The following is a 20,645-nucleotide window of genomic DNA, read 5'->3' on the forward strand; positions in this document are numbered from 1 at the left end:
GGTCAAAGACGCTTCCATTTGAAGCGTCTATTTTGATTTGTCGGGAGGAATGGCGAGAAAAGTCAGCACAGTTGTGCATCAAGCGGACTCACATTCCGTCATGAATAGATTCTTGCTTTTTTGCGTCATCCTGGTTAAAATTCCCATTAGTGTGCAAACATGAAGGAGAAGACTCGGGAAACGAGGAGAGCTGATGAACGAAAAACGACGATGGATAACTCCGGCGAATGTCGTCATGCTTATGGGAGTGCTGCTAACCGGGTATTTGCTCTTTTCGCGGCCTTTCGTAGGCGTTGCCGATAACGGGGATTTTTCGCGAGTGATGAACATGGCGGGACTAACGGCATATGATCAGGTTGAAGGGAAAGCGGAGCATTTTTTCCATTTTAGCCATTCAAGCTTTTCCTATTCAGCCCCTTTCCAAGGGGACTATATTTCCTCGCAGCTTGTCTTACTTTTGCCTCTCCGGCTGTTGGCGGAAGCTGTGAACCCGGGTTATTTCGATATCCGATGGTTGGGGGTTGGCTACGTGCTGCTTAATCTGATGGCTCTGTGGCTTGTTCTCCGACAAACGCATGATCGCTCAAGGGGTTTCATCTTGCTTTTGGGCGGCGCCATCCTGTTCGTTTTCTTCGATGCTGGTTATACGGCCTATTTCAACAGTTTGTACGGAGAAGCAGCGACGCTCACGGGATGTTTGCTTGTTTTTGCCGCCGGACTAAATCTGCTGAGCCGGGAACATTCGCTGCGGGCCAGTTCTCTCGCAGGGTTCTTCGCTGCCGCGTTGTTTTTGACTACAGCTAAACTGCAAAATGCCCCTGTTGGTTTGCTTCTTGCCCTTTCTTTTTGCGACTCGCCGCTTTACGCAAGGATCAACGCTGGCGGGCCATTGCGGTCGGCATGGCGTTCACCCTCGCAGCCGTTTCCATCTTGTTCTACCGGCTGGCGCCGGCGGATTTGAAGCGGATCAACTTGTACCAGTCGGTTTTCTACGGCGCACTCTATGATTCGCCTGATGTGAAAGCTGATCTGGACCAACTCGGCCTGCCGGAACGTTTGGCGTCTTTTGCTAAAAAAACTTATTTTGAAAGGGACATCGGCAAGTCGCGAGAGGAAGCCGATGCGGTCCTTGCCGGAGATTTCTACGGTCGCGTTTCCCATGGCGATGTCGCGCTCTTCTACGGGAAGCACCCGGAACGTTTATGGGGCAATTTGCGTTTTTCTGCGGAAAATGCGTTTTTTGTCCGTCCCTATTACCTGGGCAACTTCGAAAAAGTGGAGGGCAAACCGCCGGGGGCGCTGTCGTATCGTTTCAGTGGGTGGAGCGAGTTCAAACGGAAGGTGCTTCCCCATCAGGTGGGATTCATCCTGGCTGTATATGCTGCTTACTTTGGAACGGCTACCTATCAATGGCTGCGCAGCAAAAGGGGAATGCAGCGAGTTATGATCGAGCTGTACATGCTGCCGGGGGTGATCGGCGTGTTCGCATTCGTGACACCAGTCTTGGGGGACGGCCGAGCCGATATGGGCAAGCATCTGTTTTTGTTCAACGTTTGCTTCGATATGATGCTGGTTACTGGGATGATATGGATTCTGCTAAAATGAGCGCAGACCGTTCATCGCGGACGTAATCTACCGGGAAACGGCGCTAGGCCAAGGAAGCCAATTTTCCGTTTATTGCAAAATAAATAAGGGTATGGTACGATACCTTTACTTTATGAATGGAGTTGAAAAGGGAAATGGATCAATTTTCTTGCTAATGATGAAAAATAATAAAACGATTTTTGCGATCCCGATCGCAAGTTTTATTTTTCACGGCAAGAAAGTTATCCTGACTTTTCACTCAAACGATATCCGAATTTAACCTGGAATAGGTTGAATTTGCTGTATAGATTTGAGCTGCGGGAAGGTAACTTTCTTGCAGCTCTTATTTTTTTCGGAAGATGGCTTCGGGATAACTTCCTACAGACACTCCCTATTACAGGAGGATATTGTTTATGTCATTAATTAACGTATCGAATCTGACGTTTGCCTATGATGGCAGCTACGATAATATTTTTGAAAACGTAAGTTTCCAAATCGACACCGATTGGAAGTTGGGATTCACAGGGAGAAACGGCCGCGGGAAGACCACTTTTCTCAACTTGCTCCTGGGCAAGTACGAGTTTAGCGGGACGATCTCGGCTAAGGTTAGCTTCGAATATTTTCCTTACTCCGTCGAAAACAAGGAAAACCTTACTATGTTCGTCATCGAGGAAATCCATCCCGACTATGTGCATTGGGAACTGATGCGCGAGCTTACCCTGCTCAAAGTGTCCGAGGATGTGCTGTACCGGCCTTTCGAATCGCTTTCCAGCGGTGAGCAAACGAAGGTACTGCTGGCCGTATTGTTTCTGAAGGAAAACAGCTTTTTGCTAATCGATGAACCGACTAATCATCTGGACATGCATGCGCGCCAAATCGTCAGCGATTATCTCAAGACGAAAAGTGGCTTCATTTTGGTATCCCATGACCGGACCTTTCTTGATAACTGTGTCGACCACATTCTCTCTATCAACAAAACCAACATCGATATTCAGAAAGGAAACTTCTCCGACTGGTGGGAAAACAAGAGAAGGCAGGATGACTTCGAGCTGGCCGAGAACGAGAAGCTGAAAAAGGACATTAAGCGCTTATCGGAAGCTGCCAAGCGGACGTCGGGATGGTCCGACGAAGTGGAGAAGACGAAATTCGGCAGCACCAATTCCGGTTCCAAGGTGGATCGGGGCTATATCGGCCATAAGTCGGCCAAAATGATGAAGCGCTCCAAATCCATCGAGCAGCGGCAGGAATCGGCCATCGATGAGAAATCCAGGCTGTTGAAAAACATCGAAGGCTCCGAGAGCTTGAAGATTTCACAGCTTGCGTACCATAAAAGCCAGCTTGCCGAGCTGGAGCATGTATCGATCTTATACGGGGAGAACCGGGTGTGCGAGGACGTCAGCTTTACTATTGAAAAAGGGGACCGAGTGGCGCTTTCCGGGAAGAACGGGTCCGGCAAGTCCAGTATAATCAAGCTGATCTGCGGGGAGGACATCGAGCACACCGGCGTTTTCCGACGAGGGAGTCAATTGAAAATATCCTACGTATCCCAAGAGACGTCCCATCTGCAGGGGAACTTGACAGACTACGCCAGAGACAACGGGATCGACGAAAGCTTGTTTAAGGCGATTTTGCGCAAACTGGATTTCGCACGGGTTCAATTCGAGAAGGATATGTCCGCCTTCAGCGGCGGCCAAAAGAAGAAGGTACTCATCGCCAAGAGCCTGTGTGAAAACGTGCATCTACACATTTGGGATGAACCGCTGAACTTCATTGACGTTATCTCCCGTATGCAAATCGAAGAGTTGCTTCTTGAGTATGAACCGACGATTCTGTTTGTAGAGCACGACCGGACGTTCTGCGATCATATCGCCACGAAGACCGTCGAGCTGTAGAGACTTTCGAATAGATATTGGCTAAAAATTCTTGTCTCCACCGAAACAGAAACCACATGCTGCAAAAGTAGCCACATGGCATCCACATGCAACATGTGGTTTTTTGCCGTTATCCTTTGTTGTTCCTTCGATAAACCGCTGGCGTTGAACCGACGTATTTCTTGAAAACCTTTATGAAGTAGCCGGTTTCGCTATAACCTAGCTCGTTGCTGATTTGCGAGACGGGCAGGTCCGATATTGCCAGCAGCTGTATTGCCCACTTCATTTTCAGGCGCGGAAGATAGGTCGAGAAGTTTTCGGCGGTTTCTTTGACAAACAAGCGGCTGAAATAGCTGGGACTGATATGGCAAAGCTCGGCCGCTTTTTTCAAGGACAGATTTTCGCTCTTGTGGGCATAAACATAATCAAAGGCAGGTTGGAGAACAGGGCTGGTGCAGCCTGGGTTATCTGGATCTGGAGCCGAAGGGTTAATCTTCTGTTTATGGGATGCTTCCGCATGGTGCAGAGAGTCGCTGGACAAAATATCGGATATTGCGGATAGAGACAGCGCGCTGCCGACGGCAGTAGATTCTTTCAACGCTTCAATCAATTGATTTTTATTCAACGCTTCCTGGACCAAATAGCTGCACAGCTGAAAGAGCATCTTGGATACGGTTTGGACTTCCGAATAGGACATGGTCGGCAAATTTGCATAATGATCTTTTAAGTCGTCCCACTTTTCGCTGTATAGCTTTTTGTTTTTCGTGCTGCTGATCTGCTCCAATTCGGCATCGTTTGTAGAATCGGAGAGTCGAATTTGTCCGGCCATGACGGCGCCAAGATATTGATCGTCAATAATGATAGGTATGGCAATATCAATAATATTGTAGTGGCAAAGGTAGATATAAGGCTCGTTCGTTCGCGCAGCCTCGATGCCTCCGCGGGAGTCGCATTTTTTGCAGTAAGGAAGCAGATGTTCATCCTGCCGCACCATTTGGCAGAAGGATTGGCATCCGCTATGCGCGGTTACGGGATTTCCTTTGTAGTCCACGGTGAGAATGGCCAATTTGGTGACGGCAGCCAAGGAATCTTGGAGCTGCTCCCATTTCTCCAAATCGAGAATATGGCGTAGGCCGAGATGCTCACGGATCACATTCTTTTCCTCCGATAGCTGGATAGTAAGATTCTACCCGTCTAAAATGTTCTATTCGATGAACGGAGTGCAAAATATTACGATGGATATCTACAATTTATGGCTCGCTTCGTCCAATGTCAAGCTGCTTGCACTCCGGTAAACTTGAAAGGGAAGTCGTATAGGCGAAAATATGAATGGAGGATTTTCCGATGAGAAAAGCGTTTATTTGTCCCACGAAATATGTGCAAGGCGAAGACGAATTGTTGAATTTGGGGTACTTTGTGAAGTCATTCGGCCAATCGGCGCTCCTAATTGCGCATCCTGACGACGTTGCACGGGTGAAGGATAAGCTGGACGCCACAGCGAAAAAATTCAATATCACCTTTGTTGAAAGCGGTTTTATTGGCGAGTGCTCCCGGCCGGAGGTGGCAAGACTGCAAACCATCGCAACCGACAAAGGCTGTGATTGTATTGTTGGCCTCGGAGGAGGCAAAGCCATCGATGCGGCAAAATGCGTTGCTCAGGGTGAGTCGCTGATCATTTGCCCGACGATTGCCGCTACGGACGCGCCGACCAGTCACTCGGCCGTGCTTTACACGCCGGAAGGCGCATTCGATGATTATGCCTACTTTAAGCAAAGCCCAAGCCTCGTTCTGATCGATACCACGGTCATCGCGAAGGCGCCGACTCGCTTTTTGGTGTCGGGAATGGGAGATGCTCTTTCGACTTACTTTGAAGCCCGCGCCACTTCCCGCTCCTACTCGAAGGTGAATGCCGGTCTGCCCTGCGGAGTCCGGGAAGGCGTGACTGGGCAAGTCGTCGGCACCAACGCAGCTCTCGCCCTTGCGAAGCTTTGCTATGAGATGCTGCTATCGGACGGCGTCAAGGCGAAAGCGGCATGCGATAACAATCTGGTGACCCAGGCGCTGGAAAATATCGTCGAAACGAACATCCTCCTATCCGGTCTCGGATTCGAAAGCGGCGGTCTGGCTGCAGCCCATGCCATTCACGACGGGTTAACGATTCTGGAAGGCACGCACCACTATTTCCATGGTGAAAAAGTGGCGTTTGGCACCATCGCCCAACTGGTCTTGGAAAACGCTCCTACGGAAGAGCTGGAGGAAGTGATGGATTTTTGCCTCTCCGTCGGCTTGCCGGTTTGCTTAGCGGATATCGGCGTGGAGAAGATCAGCCCAGATGAGCTCATGGAAGTGGCAAACAAAGCCTGCATCGCCGAAGAGTCGATCCATGCCATGCCTTTCCCTGTTACCGCGGCTCAAGTTGCCGCCGCCATTGCGACAGCGGACCGTTTGGGTGCGCACTATAAGGCGGAGGCAACGAAATGAAAAAGATCATCAACCGGCCGGAGCATCTGGTTATGGAGATGGGCAGCGGCATTGCCCTGGCTCATCCCGAACTGGAATTTCTTCCGAAATATAAAATCATAAAAAAGAGGGACCTGAACGCCGAGAAAGTGACGCTTATCAGCGGCGGAGGCAGCGGGCATGAACCGGCCCATGCCGGGTTTGTCGGATTCGGCATGCTGGATGCCGCGGTCTGCGGCGACGTATTCGCTTCCCCTTCGCAAATCCAGGTGTACCAGGCGATTAAAGCAACGGCAGGCAGCAAAGGAACGCTCCTCATCATTAAAAATTACAGCGGCGACATGATGAATTTTAAAAATGCCGCCCACTTGGCGACGGAGGACGGTCTTGAAGTCGACTACATCAAAGTCGATGACGACATCGCCGTAAAAGACAGCCTGTACACCGTTGGTCGGCGGGGAGTAGCCGGAACTGTGCTGGTGCATAAAATCGCCGGAGCCGCTGCCGAGGAAGGCCGCAGTCTGGCGATGGTGAAAGCCGTTGCAGAGAAGGCTGCGGCAAGTGTCCGCAGCATCGGCGCAGCGCTCACCTCATGCACCGTCCCGGCTAAAGGGACGCCGACCTTTGAACTGGGTCCCGACGAGATGGAGTACGGCGTCGGCATTCACGGCGAACCGGGATCGCGCCGCGAGAAGCTGCTGGATGCGGACACATTGGCCCAGCGCATGATCTCCGACCTGCTCGGCGACCTTAACTTGAACGACGGTTCCGAATCGGAAATCGCCCTGTTGATCAACGGCTTCGGCGCGACTCCCCTACAGGAGCTTTATCTCTTTAATCATGCAGTGAACCGGGAGCTGGCGGCCCATCAAGTGAAGGTTAACCGGACCTTCGTGGGCAACTACATGACGAGCATCGACATGGCCGGCCTTTCGGTTTCCATTATGAAACTGGACGACGAACTGAAAACGTTACTCTCCCGCCCAAGCGATACGCCGGCTTTTAAAGTAAGCGGACCGGTCGATTGCGTTTCTTTCACCGAAATCCACACCGAACCCTCCAATCAAGAGCGAGAAAACCAACCGGTTTCTTACGAAGTGGAGACAGATGGCTCGTATGCGGTTATTAATGGAAACAAAGTGACGACGGACAATCTGGTTTATCTGCTCGACAAGATGTGTGAAGTGATCATCCGGAATGAGGTTCCTTTCTGCGAGCTTGACGCTCATGCCGGGGACGGGGACTTTGGAATGAGCGTGGCAAAGGGCTTTCGTCAGTTGAAACGGGAATGGCGGGATATTTTAGCCCAGGAGCCTCTTACCATAGGACGGTTTTTGGATGCTTGTTCCCTGGTCATCATGGAGCATTGCGGTGGGGCATCCGGCCCGATCTGGGGCTCGGCGTTCCGTGCAGCCTCTCGCGCAGCGGGCGACCGCTCGGAGCTTACACCGGCGGAATTCGCGGACATGATGCAGGCGGCGGTCCAAGGCATCCAATCCACGGGAGAGCGTTCATTCGGCCGTGGAGCTGCTGTCGGCGACAAGACGCTGATCGACGCTCTCGTACCCTGTGCCGATGCCTGGAACGAGAACGCGAAAACTGGCGTCGATTTGAAAGCTGCATTCCAAAAGGGTGCTCAAGCGGCGGTCCAGGGAGCCAAACAGACAGAAACCATCGTGGCGCGGATGGGCCGCGCGGGTGTTGTCGGTGAGCGCAGTATTGGTTATCCGGATGCGGGAGCTTTTGCTCTCGGCGTCATTTTTACGGAGCTCGCAGCAAGCTTAAAGTAGACGGTTATGCCAAAAGAAAAGAAGGAGTCAAGCGGTTGTTTTCGCTTGCTCCTTCTTTTTTGCATCTTCTCCAGCGGTCGGACAATTTTAAATGATTCCTTTTCTTCGGCTCGATAAAAATAGAGAAGCTATGCCGGCGATTACGGCGAAGCCGATAGCCCACCAAAAAGCCGCATTATAGGCTTGGGCTAGAGATGCTACCGATGAAGCGGCTTTTCGGTTCAATTGGTGGTCGATAACGGTAGCCAAAACGGCAGAGCCGAATGCGCCTCCAATAGTTTGGAAAATGCGGGTCGAAACGCTGGCATGGGGGATCATTTCTTTTTTCAGACCGTCATACACAGAGACCATAATGGGAATGAGGATCCCATTTAAAGCGGCGCCGAAAATCAATTGCCCTCCCGCCAATAACAGCCAGTTGGTATCCTGGTCCGCGAAGGTGAAAGGAAGCATCCCAACCATGGCGAGGGCAAGGCTGGCCATAACGATGGGGCGCGCTCCCAAACGGTCGGCGAGTTTCCCAACCGAGGCTCGGGTCAGCAGCATACCGATACCTTGGGGAATGAGCAGCAATCCGGTATGAATGATCGTTTCACCGCGAACCTGCTGGTAGAAGAGAGGGAGCAGGAGAAACGCTCCATTCATCACCATCCCCAACAGGAATACGGTAATATTCGAGGCGAGGAAATTACGGGATTTGAACAGACGCAAGTCAAGCACGGGCGCATGCTTCGTGCGCAAGGCGTATACGATAAAAGCAGCCAGCAGCAAAAGACTGATCGTAAGCGGAACCAGCACATCGCTGCTGTTCATTCCGCCATGTCGGCTGATCCGAGATATTCCGTAAATGAGCAGGGCGAAAGCGGGGGAGAGCATCAGCAGGCCGAGTAGATCTAGAGGTTGGCGTTTGTCTTTGGACGGCGTGTCCGTAGGGATTCCCCGCCAAGCTAGAAGCAGAGCAATTCCCGTAATGGGAATATTCACATAGAAAATCCAATGCCAGCTAAGGCCGTCGATGATGAGGCCGCCAAGTACCGGTCCAAGAATCGGGCCAAGCAAAACGGGAATGCCGATGATCGAGACGAGGCGCCCCAAATTGCGACCGCCGGTAATCTGTACAAGCACGGTCTGCAACGTAGGGATCAATAAACCGGCACCCACGCCTTGCAACAAGCGGAATCCAATCAAGCTTCCGACATTCCACGCCAGGGAGCAAAGGATCGAGCTTACTAAGAATGCCGTAAGGGCAAATAAATATACCCGTTTTCCGCCAAATCGGTTTACGGCCCAACCGGAAACCGGTACAGACAGTCCCATCGTCAGCACATAGCCCGTAATCACCCACTGAACCGCGGAAACGGTGCTATTCAGCTCTCTCGTCAACGTTTCGATGGCGACATTGACCATCGTTGAATCAAACTGGGGCGCCAATGCGCCAAAAACGAGGATCAGCGCGATCTTGAGAATCTTCGGGTCGAGCTTTTCATTTTGCGGTTTTTCTTTTGTTTGTTGTTTACTCACAGAGTAGGTCTCCTCTCTCCATATCGAATAAGGTACGGTACGTATCGTACCTTATGGAAATAGGATAATACGGAGCTGCCGGAAAAGCAATCGTTTTTTTTTGCGATGTGGATTAAAATAAGAATATACAATTGGACAGATGAAACGGTATGCGATGCTTTTTTGAAGAAAGGAAAAGAAGGATGAAGGATTTAAAGCAGGGGAAAACCACCGGGGAACAAAGTGCTGGTACCGATGAAGAGAAATCCAGTACCCGCCGCCGCGGTGACATTCTGGAGAATGCCATTTTACAAGCGGCCTGGGACGAGCTGGGGGAAGCCGGCTACAGCAATTTTACCATGGAGAGGGTAGCGGCCCGTGCGAAGACAAACAAGAACGCCATCTATCGCCGTTGGTCCAATAAACCGCTGCTCGTGATCGCCGCCCTCAGCAAGCATGTGCCGAAGCCGTCATTAGAAACTCCGGATACGGGCGATCTGCGGGAAGACTTACTGACTTTGTTGCAGAAAATCGTAACACCGATGCAGTTAATTGGTGCGGAAACGTTTCATGGTCTCTTGGTGGATCATCTCGGCAAAGATCTGCTAAGCTCCTTGCCAAAAATTATGAGTCTGCGAAACGATAACATCCTGACGTCGGGCATGAAGAGGATTTTGCAAAATGCGGAGAAACGAGGAGAGATTTCCTTTAAATCTATCCCCGATCGGGTCATCGCCCTTCCTGTTGAACTCATTATGCATGAAATCTTGGCCACCTTTGAACCGATTTCCGAACAGACGGTCACGGAGATCGTAGACGTGATTTTCTTGCCCCTCGTCTTAGCGCACAATTAGTAGTTTGGCGAATCGATGTGGAATTCGGTAAGCTGAATGAAGACGTTTAAAAAGATAGAAGCCTAGGAGAGCCGAATCTCGGTTTTCCTAGGCTTTTCATATTGCTGCAGCGGCTGCTTTATCCGCTTATACTCAGCTCGTTTTGCATTTTAAGCCGCACTTGAGGCAAAGATAATTCGGCCACGCTTGTCAGCTTCTTGGCGATTTCGGATGAGGATTCTTTCAGTCCGCTTGTCAGCCAGCGCCCTATATATCCAACCGTTCCATAGGCGGCAAAAGAGGCATGGGTCTCGTCAAGATAAGCCCATTTCAGTTTGGAGATGAGCCGTTCGGAGAGTTGGAATACAAATTCCGGATGGAGATAACGTTCACGGTAAAAATGCTCGTATTTTCGTAAATGATCAAAGATGGCAACCGTATTGGACAACGCCCGTTGTTCGTCGAAGATGTTATTTGAATTGAAAATGGCCTCTTCGCTCGTTTCCGTCCCGTACAGGTCAAGGAGCTCGTTCGTGATCTGATCTGTCATTCTGCTGAGCAAATCGAATTTATCTTGATAATGTACGTAAAAAGTCGACCGGCTGATGCCGGCTTTTTTTACGATGGCACGAACGGTTATTTTATCGAAGGGAACAGTACTGAGCAGCACCATAAAGGCTTCTGTAATCAGCCACTCGGCAGAAAGGTCGTTTCTTTCGGCTGCGAGCATAATCCAGATCATCTCCTTCTGAAAACGGACATTTTCATGAAGAATGTAGTTTGAATTCGATATAAAAATAGAATTATTATAAACGTACACTCTTTATTCATTGTACTGAAGATTTGACAGGGAGGCAAAGAAAATGGATAAAGTTTATGTGATTACCGGCGGTACCGGTGGCATGGGAAAAGCCATTGCAGCCCGTATGGGCAAGCTTGGCAAGCTGCTCTTGGCTGACGTGAATGAAGATCGTCTGAAACAAACGGCAGATGAGCTGGCGGCCCAAGGGATAACGGCTGTGAGCACGAAAAAGGTGGATATCGCAAACGAACTGCAAGTGAATGAATTGGCAGCGCTTGCAGAGGAGTTGGGCGAACTGGGCGCGATTATCCACACGGCGGGTTTGTCGCCGACGATGGCGGATGCACGCAAGATTTTGGAAGTAAACGCGATCGGGACTGCGCTGATATTAAAAGCATTTTTGCCTTTGGCCGTTCCAGGCAGCGTGGCTGTATGTGTTGCCTCAATGGCTGCCCATGCCACTCCGCGAAATGAAGCCTATACCAACATATTGGCGGATCCCCTTGCTCCTCATTTTATGGATCAAATGGAAACGTTTACTGAGGGCAATCCAGGAGCTGCATATGGTTTATCCAAACTGGGCGTACTGCTTATGGTGGAAGATCAAGCATGGGCATGGGGGCAAAAAGGAGCGCGCATCGTTTCGGTCTCCCCCGGTACCATAAATACGCCAATGGGAAGACAAGAGGCCAGTAAACAAGAAATGATGAAGGTCATGTTGGATAACACGCCGCTGATGAGAGTTGGGGATGCAAGCGAGATTGCATCTGCCGTTCAATTCCTTTGCAGTGTGGAAAGCTCGTATATCACCGGGACCGATTTGCTTGTGGATGGCGGAACAACCTCAAGTATGAGGCGGCTCGCCAAACTGAAACAAACCCAAGTATGATTCATCGTTTCATTAACATATAACGAATAATGGGAATCGGAGGAGAATGTAAAATGAAACTGGACAATAAAGTGGCCATCGTAACGGGAGCCGCATCTGGTGTAGGGAAAGCGATTGCGGAATTGTATGCGAAGGAAGGTGCCAAGGTTGTCGTTGCGGATATCAACGAGGGTGCAATCTCTGCGGTTGTCGATGGGATTAATGCCGCGGGCGGTGCGGCCATCGGCGTCGTGGCCAATGTCATGAAGGAAGAGGATGTTCAGGCCATGGTGGACAAAGCCGTGGAAGCTTTTGGAGGCGTCGATATTCTGGTTAATAATGCCGGCATTATGGACAATTTCAGGCTGATCGAGACGGTCGAGGATGATCTCTGGGAGCGCGTACTCGCCATTAATTTGACCGGGCCAATGCGCGCCATACGTAAATCGCTTCCTTTCATGCTGACAAAGGGAGAAGGGGCCATCATCAACATTGCCTCCGCTGCGGGCATTACTGGCGGAAAAGGCGGCGTTGCCTACACCTCATCCAAGCATGGACTGGTCGGATTGACGAAAAACGTTGGCTTTATGTATGCCAAATCAGGTATTCGCTGCAACGCCATCGCTCCAGGAGGCGTCATGACCAATATCAGCAATACAATGACGAATTTGGACATGAATGGCATGCAGGTGTTTCAGGAAGCTGCTGGGACGCAGCGGAGGGAACCTGCCGATCCGATGGAGATCGCGACTGTCGCTCTGTTTTTAGCATCGAACGATTCCCATTTCGTGAACGGGACTGTAATTGCTGCCGACGGCGGATGGACGGCGTATTAAGCTGAGCCGCAGAAAATGAATTGCACGTGCTTCCTTTTTTGGCAGACTCTTCGTTGTCATGATAGAAATGAGGAGGGTGCGGTTCATGCGCTATTTAATCGTTGAAGCTGGAGCTATTGGAGGATATTTCGGAGGACGTCTACTGTAAAAGGGAGAAGATGTTGCCTTTCTCGAAAGGCAGGCCAAAATAACTTCACTAATATGGTTTGAGGGTCTCTACCAGGAACCGTAAAATCCTGATTACGAAAAGCTTGCGTTTGCGAAGGCGGCTTTTTGTAGTCGGGATTTTTTGCATCTATTGCAGCATTATAGTGATCGTAGTCAACAAAAACATCAAGTCAAGGGTTGGTAGTGCACCAGCACAAGCTCCAATGGCAGCTCGAATAGTATGTTGGTGGGCAATAATCTGGATATTATCGTCTAGGCTGATGGAGGGCCGTTCTCGCAAGTGTGCGAGGACGGTTTTTATTTTTGATGAGAGATGGACGGGGATTGACGAGGGTCAGGGATCAGGGTAGTATATATTAATAAAACATTTAATAAATTAATAAATATATGAACAATACAATTTGTTTGATATTATTGGGTATTTGTTAATAAACTTATGACTATGTAAATTCATTAATATATTGATTAATAAAATGTAACCGCTTACCTTTTGGAGGAGGTGTTTGCCTTCTAATACAGGTTGGTTTGACCAAGAAAAGTTGGCGATTATGAAAGAAGGAGGCGTTAAAGAGGAATGAAGAATTCGAGGAGAATGATCAGCGGGATCTTGGCGTTAGCCTTGATGCTCCCGTCGGCCGCATGGGCGGCTCCTGCACCGGCTGCATCGGCTGCTTCCGTAGGGTCTGGCACCCCAGTTGATGAACAGCTATCCGATCTTGCTGGTCATTGGGCGGCCCAAGAGATTGGGAAGTGGCAGAGCAAGCATCTGATTGCCGGATATGGGGACGGGACGTTTAAACCAGATCAATCCATCACCCGGGCGGAATTCGTAACGCTGTTGGATCGTGTGTTCCAATGGACGGAAAAGGCGTCGGTGCCATTCACGGATGTTGACAAATCGAGTGTATTCCTGCCGGCGATTCAGAAAGCGGTTGCAGCTGGGTACATACATGGGGATGGGGACGGTACGTTCCGACCGAATAGTCCCATCTCTCGTCAAGAAGCAGCGGTCATTCTCGCCAAGGCGTATCAGGTACAGGCAGCTCCGCTTGCCTCGGGCGTGATTCAGGATGCGGATCAGGCCGCAGGGTGGAGCAAGGAGGCTATCGGCGCACTGGTCGCATCCGGTCTCATAAGCGGTTACCCAGATCATACATTCCGGCCGATTAATCGCATCACCCGTGCTGAAGCTGTCGTGATGATCGGCAAGCTGTCCGGCGAGATTGTGAACGAGGTGGGAACTTACAGCGGGCTCCAGACCAGGAATGCTGTCGTCAGCAAGCCCGGCATAGTCTTGAAGGATTCCATGATTGAAGGCGATCTGTTCCTCACGCCAGGCGTAGGCGAAGGGGATGTGACGCTCGACCATGTGACGGTGAATGGTACTCTTCACGTGGCTGGGGGCGGAGCCAATAGCATTCATCTGAACGATTCGTCTATTGCCCAACTGGACGTGAACAAGAAGAACAACGCTGTGCGCATCGTTTCCAGCGGGGAAACTATCGTGAAGCAAGCCACGGCCCATTCCGGCGTAAAGCTGGAAACGGAAGGCTCATCATCGAAGGAAGCCTTCGATCAGCTTGTCATCGATGATCCGTTCCCGGCAAGCGGGATCGTTGAGTTGTCCGGCCAATTTGGCACGGTCATCGTGCGTGCATCCACCATGCCTGTCCTGAAGCTGCTCAAGGGCAGTATTCAGAAGCTGCAACTGGACGCACCGGCAAAGGTTCATGTGGAGAAGGATAGCACCGTTCATGACCTGCTGGTTAACACATCCGAGAAGATCGTTGTGACAGGCACTGGCAAAGTGAAGATAGATGAGCATTCGAAGTCGAAGCCGGAGTTACCGGATCAGTCAACACCGGAGACTATAACGACAAACCCGACTTCAACGGCAATCAATAGTGCATCTCCGACACCTTCGAGCAGTGCGGGCACGACTTCGCCGACACCGACGCCGACAACGCCGACGCCAGTCCCTAATCCAACCTATACCAACGTCTCGGTCCATGATCCGTCCATCATTAAGGATGGCAGCATGTACTACGTATTTGGCTCTCATATTGAAGCGGCCAAGTCCACGGACCTGATGAACTGGACCCGCTTCACCAACGGCTACACGACCCCGGGCAACGTGATCTTCGGCAACTTGACGGCCAACCTGGCCGGCTCCTTCGCTTGGGCAGGTGAGAATGATACCGACAGCAAAGGCGGCTTCTCCGTCTGGGCTCCGGATGTGATCTGGAACGCAGACTTCGAGAATGCGGACGGTAGCAAGGGTGCTTACCTGATGTACTACTGCACATCCTCTACCTATATCCGTTCAGCCATCGGTATTGCAGCATCTAAGACCATCGAAGGTCCATACATGTACGTGGATACCATCGTGTACTCCGGCTTCACGCAGAATGATGCGTATGATGCCGACAGCACGGTGAACAAAAACTGGAGCAACACCAATATCAAGACGCTTGTCGACAACGGCACGCTGTCCGGTGCCGGTAACTGGTTCAATTCGGACGGCACGTTTAAAAACAGCCAATATCCGAACGCTATCGACCCGACCGTGTTCCCAGATAAGGACGGCAAGCTCTGGATGACCTACGGCTCCTGGTCCGGCGGCATCTTTCTGCTGCAGATCGACAACAAGACCGGCCGCCCGATCTATCCCAGCCAAGACGGAACGACAACTGACGGGCGCATGATCGACCGCTACTTCGGAACGAAGATTGCGGGCGGATATGGCAAGTCGGGCGAAGGGCCATTCATCATATTCGACAAAACAAGCGGTGACTACTACCTGTACATGACCTACGGCTGGTTGGGGGCTGACGGGGGCTACAACATGAGGCAGTTCCGTGCGACTTCACCGGAAGGACCTTACCTGGATGCTCAAGGCCAAGACGCTGTGCTCTCGGCTTCGGCGACGAGCAATGATCCGTACGGCAACCGCCTGATCGGTAACTATCTGTTTGAGCGCAATTTAGGTGATCCTGGCACAGGCGCCGGTATCGGGTACGTCTCCTCGGGTCACAACTCGGTGTATATCAACGATTCCACCGGGCAGCAGTTCCTAGTGTTCCACTCCCGCTTCCCGAACATGGGCGAATATCATGAGGTTCGGGTTCACCAGATGTTCCAGAACAAGAACAACTGGCCGGTGGTGGCGCCTTATCGTTACTCCGGCGAATCGTTGGCTTCGGTCAGCGAAAAGGACTTGATTGGCGAATATAAGTACATCAATCATGGTAAAACAACCACCAAAACCATTACGGATTCCGTCTTCATCCATCTGAATGCGGATCATACGATCAGCGGGGATGTAACGGGGACTTGGCAGAAGTCAGGTGACTACTATGCCGAAATTGCCGTAGACGGAGCAACTTACGAAGGCGTCTTCGTGAAGGGTTGGGATCCGAATCTGCAGCAGTGGGAGATGACCTTCACCGCTTTGTCCGATCAAGGCATCTCCGTCTGGGGCAGCAAGCAGCCGGATTTGACGGAAGCGCAGGTCGTCAGCGACATTCAGAATGACTTAACGCTGGGCGATTCTTCCGGCGTGACGAACAATCTGAGCCTACCGACAAGGGGGACTCGCCATGCGGTAATCAGCTGGACATCCTCGGATGAGTCTGTCGTATCGGCAGCAGGCGTCATCCACCGTCCGGCGATCGGAGAAAATGCCGTATCCACAATCTTGACCGCTACGATTACGTATGGCGGCGTTACTGCGATGAAGACATTCACTGTCACTGTCCTGCCGTATACGCCGGCCAGCCTAGCTGCCCATTACACACTGGACGGGAACCTGCAGGATGTTGCGGGCAAGTTCAGCGACGGTTCTGTTACCGGTGGCAAAATCGGGCAAACCGGAGGCGCCATCACCTATGCCCAAGGCTTAAACGGCGTGGCGGCCGTCTTCGATGGTTCGTCCGGCGTACAGCTACCGACCGGTCTGATTACATCGAATCGCTACTCCGTAGCGCTCTGGGTGAAGCCGGATCAACTGACGAACTACACGACCACATTCTTCGGCGCGAAGGATGGCTCCAACTGGATTAGCTTGCTGGAGAACGGCTGGGGCAACAATCAAGCGATGCTATGGTCCGGCAGCGGCACTTGGTATGACGGCACGACAGGCGTTGCCTTGAGCCCCGGAGCTTGGGCACATCTCGCCTTCACCGTAGAAGACGGAACCTTGAAGGTGTATGTGAACGGGGGGCTCAAGTATACGGGCACAGGCTTCCCGGATATTTTCACTGGGGCGACCGGCACAACGTTCGCATTGGGCGTCAACTGGTGGGATACTCCGTTCAAGGGGATGATGGATGATCTGCGGATCTACAATGGCGTCTTGACGACCCAAGAAGTTGAGGGGTTGGCGAAGGACTCGTCCGTGAAGGTCAGCGGCATTCAAGTGAATGCGGGGACAAAAATACTATCCGTCGGCAAGACGATCGCGGCTCCTTCCGTAATCGTGACTCCGTCGAACGCTGGAAATCAATCCGTGACCTGGAGCTCTGCAGATCCTTCCGTTGCTACGGTTGATACGATTACTGGCGAGGTGCACGGGGTCGCAGCTGGCACCACTACAATCAGCACAACAGCGGTTGACGGCAGTAATGTAACGGGCAACTACAGTGTCATGGTGGCAGATGGTCCGATCGCCTACTACACCTTTGATGGTAATTTGAATGACAGCACTGGCGTTGGGGCCGGGACCGTAATCGGAAATCGGCTTAACAACCCTGCCGGTGGTTCGATCACCTATGATACGGGGGTATCCGGGCAAGCCGCTGTCTTCGATGGGCAGACGGGCATCCAGCTCCCGAACGGCCTCATCTCGGGCAGCAGTTATACGGTATCCATGTCCGTCTACATGACCGCCGAGAATCAATATACCACCGCTTTCTTCGGTTTCTCGTCCGGTAAGTGGATCAGCGTGGTGCCGAGAGGCCCAGGAGCTTCTGAGGATACCGGGCTTTGGTCGGATGGCGGCAGTGACACGGTCTTCGCCGACAGCGGCGTTCAGATTCCGCTGAACCAATGGGTCGACCTAACATTTGTCGTTGATAATGGAGCGGCGACCGTATACATCAATGGTGTGCAGAAGTATTCGGGAGCCTTCCCGAATGTATTCACGAACGACCAGGGGATCTTCGCCTTGGGCGTCAACTATTGGGACCCTGCGTTTACCGGCCGCATCGATGAACTGCGGGTCTACGACCGGGCGCTGAGTAATCAAGAGGTGCAGGGGCTGATGCATTCGGCGCAGACGCCGTAACGAATTTCAGATAACATGAGGGCATCGTCCGACTGGGCGGTGTCCTTTTTACATGGGGGAGCAAGATTCGGTGCAGGAAGATGATTATTTGGTCTGGGAGCACGTACTCGCAATCAACCAACATCAGCAATACAATCACGAATTTGGACATGAACGGCATATTTATTGGAAAGTAATAAAGAAAACCACATCGATGCAACGGTTGCGGTTCATTCGCTTCCCGTTGCATGATGTGGTTTTTTACGTTTGGCAGGGACTATTTGCCGTCCTCTTTAGCATTCAGTCTCGCGATCAACTTGTCGCCTTCGACGTCAAGATTCGGAAGGATGCGATCCACCCACTTCGGCAGCCACCAGGCTTTATCCTTGAAGATCGCCATAACGGCGGGGACTAGTGTCATCCGGATAAGGAATGCATCGATGAAGATCCCGATGGTGAGGGTGAAGCCAATCTGTTTGATCATGATATCATCGGTGAAGATAAATCCGGCAAATACGGAAACCATGATGACGGCAGCAGCAACGACGACGCGGCTAGCCATTTTATACCCGTGAGCGACGGATTCGATTCCGTGATGCCCGTGAACGTGGGATTCGCGCATGGAGCTGACCAGGAACACTTGGTAGTCCATAGCCAAGCCGTAAAGGATACCGGTAATGATGATGGGCATAAAGCTTAACAACGGACCGCCTGTATCGAAGCCGATAATCGAATGAATCCACCCATGTTGGAATACTCCCGTAGCGAGACCGAATGTGGCAAGTATCGTTAGAAGGAAACCGACAGTAGCTTTGATCGGGACAATAATCGACCGGAAAACCAGCAACAGAATGATTAACGAGAGGATGACGATGATGGCGATATACAGGAGGAACACGTCTGCCAGCTTTGCCGACATATCAATTTGCACAGCGGTGAATCCCGTTACCCCAATGTTCAGATCAAGGGTTTTGGCGAATGTTGACTCAGGATTGCGCAAATCCTTTACTAATTGCTGCGTTGCCGTATCGGTTGGCCCTGTCTCGGGAATGAGACTGAAAATGGCCATGTCTCCGGTTTGACTCATCCCAAGCGGCGATACCAGAGAGACATTATTCTGGGTTTGAAGCTCTTGAGTGAGCTTGCCCAAAAGTTCGGGCGTGATTTTTCCACCGGCACTCTTAGGTTCTGCAACGAGAACAAGCGGCCCGTTATAGCCTTTTCCGAACCCTTCGGATATGGCATCATAACTTTGCCTTGACGGTGTATCCAAGTTCGCCGTGGCGGCGCCGGGAATCCCCAGCTCCATTTTGGCCATCGGAAGAGCTGCCGTACCCAATACTGCGACAATGACGACAATAAGGAGCCAGCGGAGCTTGATAACGCCGTTAATCCATCTGTCGGCAACTCCACGGCGCGCTTCGGCCGCATGGAGTTTGTTTTTCTCCCGAGCTTTCTTTGAGCAGATCCGTTCGCCAATCAGTCCCAGCAAAGCTGGAAGCAGCGTCAAGGCGACGAATACGTTGATCAGGACCGTGGCGGCTGCGACTAGCGCCATGGTGGAGATAAAAGATATACCGATAACGAGCATACCGCATAAGGCAATTATGACTGTCAAGCCCGCGAAAAATACTGCACTGCCGGCTGTGCCGACGGCTCTGCTGGCAGATTCCTCCGCGTTCAATTTTTGATCGAAAATCATGCGGCGCTGACGGTTCACGATGAATAAGGAGTAGTCGATTCCTACCGCCAACCCGATCATGAGCGCTAGAATGGCGGATACATTCGTCATGTCGATGAGGCTTGAAATGGCGAACGCGCCGCCTACGCCCAGACCGACACCGAGAAGGGCGACAAGAAGGGGGAGGCCAGCCGCGACTACAGAGCCTAATGTCATGAGCAGGACAGCAGCGGCGATGACGAGGCCGATAACCTCCGTCGAACCGATGGAGAGTTCAAGGGGCAAAAGGGTTTCATTGGGCAACACGGTAATGCCGGTATTTTTTCCGGCTTCCTGGACTGTGGCGATAATGGAGTCCGTCACGTTTTTCGGTAGGGATGTCTTCTCGACGGTAAACTGAAATTGGAACAGCGCTACTTTTCCATCGGAAGAGATCAATACGCCGGGTACCTGATTGCCGTTTATGATCAATGGACCATAAGGAGGCGTTTTGCCGCCTGCGGTACCCTGACCCGCCGCAGACTGTCCTGTAGCAGCTTGGCCGTCAGCGGTTTGGCCTGCAGCAGTCTGGCCTGCAGCAGTTTTGCCAGCAGATGAGGCTTGATCCTTCCCAAGAGAGGCGCTTGCTTGTGCGGCATAATCTGCGGGATTGATGACATAATCATTTTTGTACACTTGATTAACGGCATTAACTATCCCGTTGAGTCGCTCAGGCGTATCCAGACGCTCATTTGCCGGAGCTTTGAATACGACGCTTCCTTGATCCCCGGCGGCTGCTGGCATTTCTTTCGCCAATTTATCCAGCACTTTTTGAGCTTCGGTACCTTCGATTTTCATCTCGGAACTGATATGCGTACCGTTCATTCCGATAATGCTCAGGATCACGGCAAGAACGATGATCCAGCCTGCGATGAAGTACCACGGTTTGCGATAGGCGGTTTTCCCCACTCTGTACAATAAGGTAGACATCTTTTTCTGTTTCTCCTCCA

The 20,645-nt window shown here is 51.5% G+C and carries 10 protein-coding genes, 4 pseudogenes and 1 riboswitch; of the genes and pseudogenes, 10 read left to right on the plus strand and 4 right to left on the minus strand.

Annotated features, from left to right (window positions below; all coding sequences use genetic code 11):
* Positions 1 to 241 precede the first annotated feature (241 nt).
* A pseudogene (wsfD, locus tag TJ79_RS28725) lies at positions 242 to 1,605 on the plus strand (glycan biosynthesis hexose transferase WsfD).
* A 392-nt stretch (positions 1,606 to 1,997) separates the two neighbouring features.
* Positions 1,998 to 3,476, plus strand: coding sequence for an Lsa family ABC-F type ribosomal protection protein (locus TJ79_RS03475; RefSeq protein WP_040948904.1), 1,479 nt, complete (start codon positions 1,998 to 2,000; stop codon positions 3,474 to 3,476).
* A 109-nt stretch (positions 3,477 to 3,585) separates the two neighbouring features.
* Here the strand turns inward: TJ79_RS03475 and TJ79_RS03480 are convergent, their stop codons facing one another.
* On the minus strand, positions 3,586 to 4,608 hold the full coding sequence (locus TJ79_RS03480) for a PocR ligand-binding domain-containing protein (protein ID WP_040948905.1): 1,023 nt from the start codon (positions 4,606 to 4,608) through the stop codon (positions 3,586 to 3,588).
* A 191-nt stretch (positions 4,609 to 4,799) separates the two neighbouring features.
* On the opposite strand from TJ79_RS03480, the gene TJ79_RS03485 reads away from it, so the two are divergent.
* A complete protein-coding gene (locus tag TJ79_RS03485; RefSeq protein ID WP_040948926.1) occupies positions 4,800 to 5,936 on the plus strand; it encodes a glycerol dehydrogenase in 1,137 nt (378 codons plus the stop codon).
* On the plus strand, positions 5,933 to 7,705 hold the full coding sequence (gene dhaK, locus TJ79_RS26495; protein ID WP_040948906.1) for a dihydroxyacetone kinase subunit DhaK: 1,773 nt from the start codon (positions 5,933 to 5,935) through the stop codon (positions 7,703 to 7,705). Before TJ79_RS03485 ends, dhaK begins: the two co-directional genes overlap by 4 nt.
* A gap of 87 nt (positions 7,706 to 7,792) precedes the next feature.
* Here dhaK and TJ79_RS03495 read toward each other — a convergent pair whose 3' ends face one another.
* Positions 7,793 to 9,226: an MDR family MFS transporter gene (locus TJ79_RS03495; RefSeq protein WP_040948907.1), complete on the minus strand. Its 1,434-nt coding sequence runs from the start codon at positions 9,224 to 9,226 to the stop codon at positions 7,793 to 7,795.
* Positions 9,227 to 9,408: 182 nt separating this feature from the next.
* Here TJ79_RS03495 and TJ79_RS03500 point away from each other — a divergent pair, with 182 nt between their 5' ends.
* The gene (locus TJ79_RS03500; RefSeq protein ID WP_040948908.1) at positions 9,409 to 10,059 is read left to right on the plus strand and encodes a TetR/AcrR family transcriptional regulator; all 651 of its coding nucleotides are present in this window, start codon (positions 9,409 to 9,411) and stop codon (positions 10,057 to 10,059) included.
* A 118-nt stretch (positions 10,060 to 10,177) separates the two neighbouring features.
* On the opposite strand, the gene TJ79_RS03505 is transcribed toward TJ79_RS03500, so the two are convergent.
* Positions 10,178 to 10,780, minus strand: a complete 603-nt coding sequence (locus TJ79_RS03505; protein ID WP_081756676.1) for a TetR/AcrR family transcriptional regulator — start codon at positions 10,778 to 10,780, stop codon at positions 10,178 to 10,180.
* A gap of 121 nt (positions 10,781 to 10,901) precedes the next feature.
* Between TJ79_RS03505 and TJ79_RS03510 the strand changes: the two genes are divergently transcribed.
* From TJ79_RS03510 to TJ79_RS28620, 5 genes and pseudogenes are all read left to right on the plus strand, one after another.
* Complete coding sequence (locus tag TJ79_RS03510) at positions 10,902 to 11,729, plus strand: SDR family oxidoreductase (RefSeq protein ID WP_040948910.1); 828 nt, start codon at positions 10,902 to 10,904, stop codon at positions 11,727 to 11,729.
* A 53-nt stretch (positions 11,730 to 11,782) separates the two neighbouring features.
* A complete protein-coding gene (locus TJ79_RS03515) occupies positions 11,783 to 12,544 on the plus strand; it encodes an SDR family oxidoreductase (RefSeq protein ID WP_040948911.1) in 762 nt (253 codons plus the stop codon).
* 187 nt (positions 12,545 to 12,731) lie between these two features.
* A riboswitch (purine riboswitch) is annotated at positions 12,732 to 12,786 on the plus strand.
* Between the two features lie 548 nt (positions 12,787 to 13,334).
* Positions 13,335 to 13,892: pseudogene (locus tag TJ79_RS28610) on the plus strand (S-layer homology domain-containing protein); the annotation flags it as partial.
* Positions 13,893 to 14,582: 690 nt separating this feature from the next.
* A pseudogene (locus TJ79_RS28615) lies at positions 14,583 to 17,099 on the plus strand (LamG-like jellyroll fold domain-containing protein); the annotation flags it as partial.
* A gap of 27 nt (positions 17,100 to 17,126) precedes the next feature.
* A pseudogene (locus TJ79_RS28620) lies at positions 17,127 to 17,996 on the plus strand (LamG-like jellyroll fold domain-containing protein); the annotation flags it as partial.
* A gap of 256 nt (positions 17,997 to 18,252) precedes the next feature.
* Here TJ79_RS28620 and TJ79_RS03530 read toward each other — a convergent pair.
* Positions 18,253 to 20,625 carry an MMPL family transporter gene (locus TJ79_RS03530; RefSeq protein WP_040948912.1) on the minus strand — a complete coding sequence of 791 codons (2,373 nt, stop codon included), beginning with the start codon at positions 20,623 to 20,625 and terminating at the stop codon, positions 18,253 to 18,255.
* Positions 20,626 to 20,645 lie beyond the last annotated feature (20 nt).

Origin of the sequence: Gorillibacterium massiliense (assembly GCF_000455485.1) — a bacterium.
Classification (GTDB): domain Bacteria; phylum Bacillota; class Bacilli; order Paenibacillales; family NBRC-103111; genus Gorillibacterium; species Gorillibacterium massiliense.